This is a genomic window from uncultured Campylobacter sp., from assembly GCF_938045595.1.
Classification (GTDB): domain Bacteria; phylum Campylobacterota; class Campylobacteria; order Campylobacterales; family Campylobacteraceae; genus Campylobacter_B.
The window spans coordinates 1-3194 of the sequence record NZ_CALIBB010000046.1; the positions used below are offsets into that span (position 1 = coordinate 1).

Annotated in this window: 4 protein-coding genes and 1 pseudogene; all 5 read left to right on the forward strand. The window is 46.6% G+C overall.

The window, feature by feature from the left end; genetic code table 11:
• Positions 1-709, forward strand: a 709-nt coding sequence (locus Q0340_RS01865; RefSeq protein WP_298081928.1) for an AI-2E family transporter, incomplete at its 5' end; no start/stop codon positions are given.
• 101 nt (positions 710-810) lie between these two features.
• Positions 811-1170, forward strand: coding sequence for a nitrous oxide-stimulated promoter family protein (locus Q0340_RS01870; RefSeq protein WP_298081929.1), 360 nt, complete (start codon positions 811-813; stop codon positions 1168-1170).
• A 253-nt stretch (positions 1171-1423) separates the two neighbouring features.
• Positions 1424-2200 carry a hypothetical protein gene (locus Q0340_RS01875; RefSeq protein ID WP_298081930.1) on the forward strand — a complete coding sequence of 259 codons (777 nt, stop codon included), beginning with the start codon at positions 1424-1426 and terminating at the stop codon, positions 2198-2200.
• A gap of 61 nt (positions 2201-2261) precedes the next feature.
• Positions 2262-2828 (forward strand): molybdenum cofactor guanylyltransferase, encoded by a 567-nt coding sequence (locus tag Q0340_RS01880; protein ID WP_297914752.1) that lies wholly within the window; start codon positions 2262-2264, stop codon positions 2826-2828.
• Positions 2818-3194: pseudogene (locus tag Q0340_RS01885) on the forward strand (hypothetical protein); the annotation flags it as partial. The gene Q0340_RS01880 and the pseudogene Q0340_RS01885, both read left to right, overlap by 11 nt.

The window sequence follows — 3194 nt, forward strand, 5'->3', positions numbered from 1 at the left end:
CGTGAGTGCGAAGCTCTCTCGATTCGGCATAGAGCTTAACGCCGCAAGCCTGGGCATCGATCCGAGCGAAGCCGCCGCGCAGCTATCTGCACTACTGCGTAAGACAGGCTCGATAGTTTCGACGGGATTTTTCATTTTTATAATGGTTTCATTCATGGTCTTTGAAAGCTCCGTGATCGACGAGAAAATCCGCTATTTTTCGCAAAGTAGCCGCGCGACACACACTTTCGTGAAGAAATTCGCCTCCAGCCTCAAAAAATATCTGCTAATCAAAACTATCGCTTCAGCTTGCACCGGCGCGCTCATCGGACTTGGGCTGTGGGCTCTTGGTGTCCCATATGCCGCGCTGTGGGGGATTTTAGCTTTCGTGCTAAATTTCATCCCTACCATTGGCTCGATCGTAGCGGTCTTTCCGACGCTTTTCGTGACGCTAGCTACGATGGATATAAGTTCCAGCATCTGGACTATCGCAATCTATTTAGTCGTAAACGTAGCGATCGGAAATATCATCGAGCCACGATTTTTAGGGCAAGGGCTCGGGCTTTCAACGATCAGCGTGCTTGCAGGGCTACTGTTGTGGGGCTTCGTGCTTGGTATCGGCGGGTTATTTTTGGCTGTGCCGCTTACGATGAGCTTGCAAATCGCGCTTGCTTCAAACGACAAAACACGCTTCATCGCGACTCTATTAAGCAACAAGGTCGAAAGATAAAGCGAAATTCCGCGGAATTTTAAAATTCTATAAATTCTAGCTTGAGCGCGCTCAAGAGTATTTTTGTCTCTTTTAGATAAAATCCGCCCAAAGGATCAAATATGACTAGCGAAAAATTTATTTACGAAGTAAACACGGTGACGAAATTTATCCAAATTTACTGCGATGGCAAGCATACGGACGCGCTTAAAAAAGATGGTGCCGTGCTTCATGACTACAAAGACGATAAGGGGCTTGTGCAGACGCACTTTCATCTCTGTAGCGACTGCGAGCGGATGCTGCGTTACGCCTATGCGCGCCTGCGCGCCTGCCCGCATACCGAAAAGCCACGCTGTCACCACTGCCCGCATCCGTGCTACGAGCGCGAAATGTGGGTAAATATGGCTAAGATGATGAAATATAGCGGCATGAAGCTTGGGCTTACGAAGATCAAAAAGCTTTTTTCGTTTAAAAAAAGCTAACTTGTACTTATAATTCAGCTAGAGTTTGCGGGTAAAATTTATCTTTGCAAACCCGCTTCATCTCAACACAAAAAAGTATAAAAAAGCAGCGTGAGAAGAAGCACAAAAAGATATAAAAATCAATCAAAATGCTAAATTTTAGCGCCTAAAATTCTGCCTTGCAAATGCAAATCCTCCGCAATCCTTGATAATAAATAATTAAATTTGAGTTTATAGTTTTAAGTTAGAATTGTGCCCAATCAAAGGAGAAAATATGAAGGTCATTACCATCGCGGTCGTTAACGGCAGGGTCGTAAACGAAAAGGAATTAATCGCGTCCATCGCCGATTATGACGATTTTACCGCGGTTGCCGAACAACTCCGCAAAGGGCTGAAATCGAGGTATTTTACATCTAGAGAGCATGCGAGGATCTACAAAAAAATCAGCGTCGAGACGGGCTTTAGGCGCGTGCGATTCGACTACAAACCTTATAAAGATAAAATTTCAAACCTTATCGCCGAGGGCTACACCGTCAAGGCGATCCTAAAAAAGATCGGCGAGGAGGACGAAGCGTTCAAAAACGCCGTTACTGCGCCCGGGCTTACGCACTTCATCTCCGTGACGTTCAAAGATGAAAAAGCAAGACTTCGCGCAACCGCCAAAAAAAGCGAAGACTTTTTATACGCATATCGCTTCGAGATCAAAAAAATGCACTTCCAAGGCGTTAGCAATAAAGAAATTTTAAAATATATGAAAGCTCATTACGAAAAGGATTTTGCTAAAGTAAGCGAGCGCGATCTGGCGGCTTTTATCGAGGCAAACGCGGTGCTGGATACCGACCGCAAACTCTCGCTGTATAAAAAGCCGAGCCTTTATGATCCGCATTTTAGCGAAATTATGAAGCTTTACGCAAGCGGTATGCGCGTCTATGACATCTGGAAGACGCTTAAAGCCAAATACCCCGAGCTAGCCAAGCTTCAAGCGCCGAGCCTTTATCAGTTCATCGCAAACAACGCCCTTGGCAAAGCTAAATATATGCAAAAAGACTGATATGCCCGCGCTTCTTTTAAATTTTACTTTCAAATTTAAAATTTCGCCGCGATAAAGATCGATGAAAGCCGGTGAAATTTCTATGAAAACCTGCGTCATTCTCTGCGGCGGCAAAAGCTCGCGTTTCGGCAGCGATAAAACGCTGTTTCCATTCCGCGGGCATCCCAGCATGACGCACTTTCTTTTCTCGCGCCTAAGCCGCGAGTTTGAGCGGGTTTTCGCCTGCGCCAAAAGCTCTAAATTTAACCCGCCGCTTCCTATGATCTACGACGAATTTGAGGAATTTTCGCCGATGGGCGCGCTATATTCGGCGCTGAAACCATTTAGCGGCGAGCGCATTTTTATCATCCCCGCCGATATGCCATTTGTAGAAATTTCCACCATTCGCGCGCTTAGCGAGCAGGAGGGGCAAATTTGCGTGGCGGGCGACGAAGCGCATAGACACAGCCTGTGCGGATTTTTTGACGCAGCTCTCGCTCCGCGCGCGCTTGAGCTCTACCGCGCGAAAGAGCATAAGATCGGCGCGCTCATCGGATCTGCAAATTCCAAAGTGTTAAATTTCAAAAACAAAGAGCAGTTTTTAAATATAAATTATCAAAACGATTTAAAGGGCGTAGATGAAATTTAAAGCTTTAGCGCTCGCGCTTTGTGCCATGAGTCTAGCCGCGCAAGATCTATCCGAGCTATACGCAAAGGCTAGCGAATACGAGGACAAGGGCGATTACAAAAACGCGATGATCTATTACAAAAAGATCGCCGCGGTAAGTCTAGCGGAAAGGGGCGATAAACCGCGCCGAAAAGTCGCAGAAAATTCTACCTCGTCCGCAGAAAACCGCGCTTCGCACGATGATACCGCCGTTTTAAGCTCTGCGGTGCCGCAAAATTCTTTAGTACAAAATTCCGCCATGGCGGAATCCAGCGCGCTAAATTCCGCTGCATCAAATTTCGCAGACGCAGGCTCGGCTGCGTCAGGCTCCGCGTCAAATTTAGCATC

Bases quoted from the DNA above. Each gene is read 5' to 3' on its own strand.
- Q0340_RS01870 (WP_298081929.1), top strand. From the start codon at position 811: ATGACTAGCGAAAAATTTATTTACGAAGTAAACACGGTGACGAAATTT.
- Q0340_RS01880 (WP_297914752.1), top strand. From the start codon at position 2,262: ATGAAAGCCGGTGAAATTTCTATGAAAACCTGCGTCATTCTCTGCGGC.
- Q0340_RS01875 (WP_298081930.1), top strand. From the start codon at position 1,424: ATGAAGGTCATTACCATCGCGGTCGTTAACGGCAGGGTCGTAAACGAA.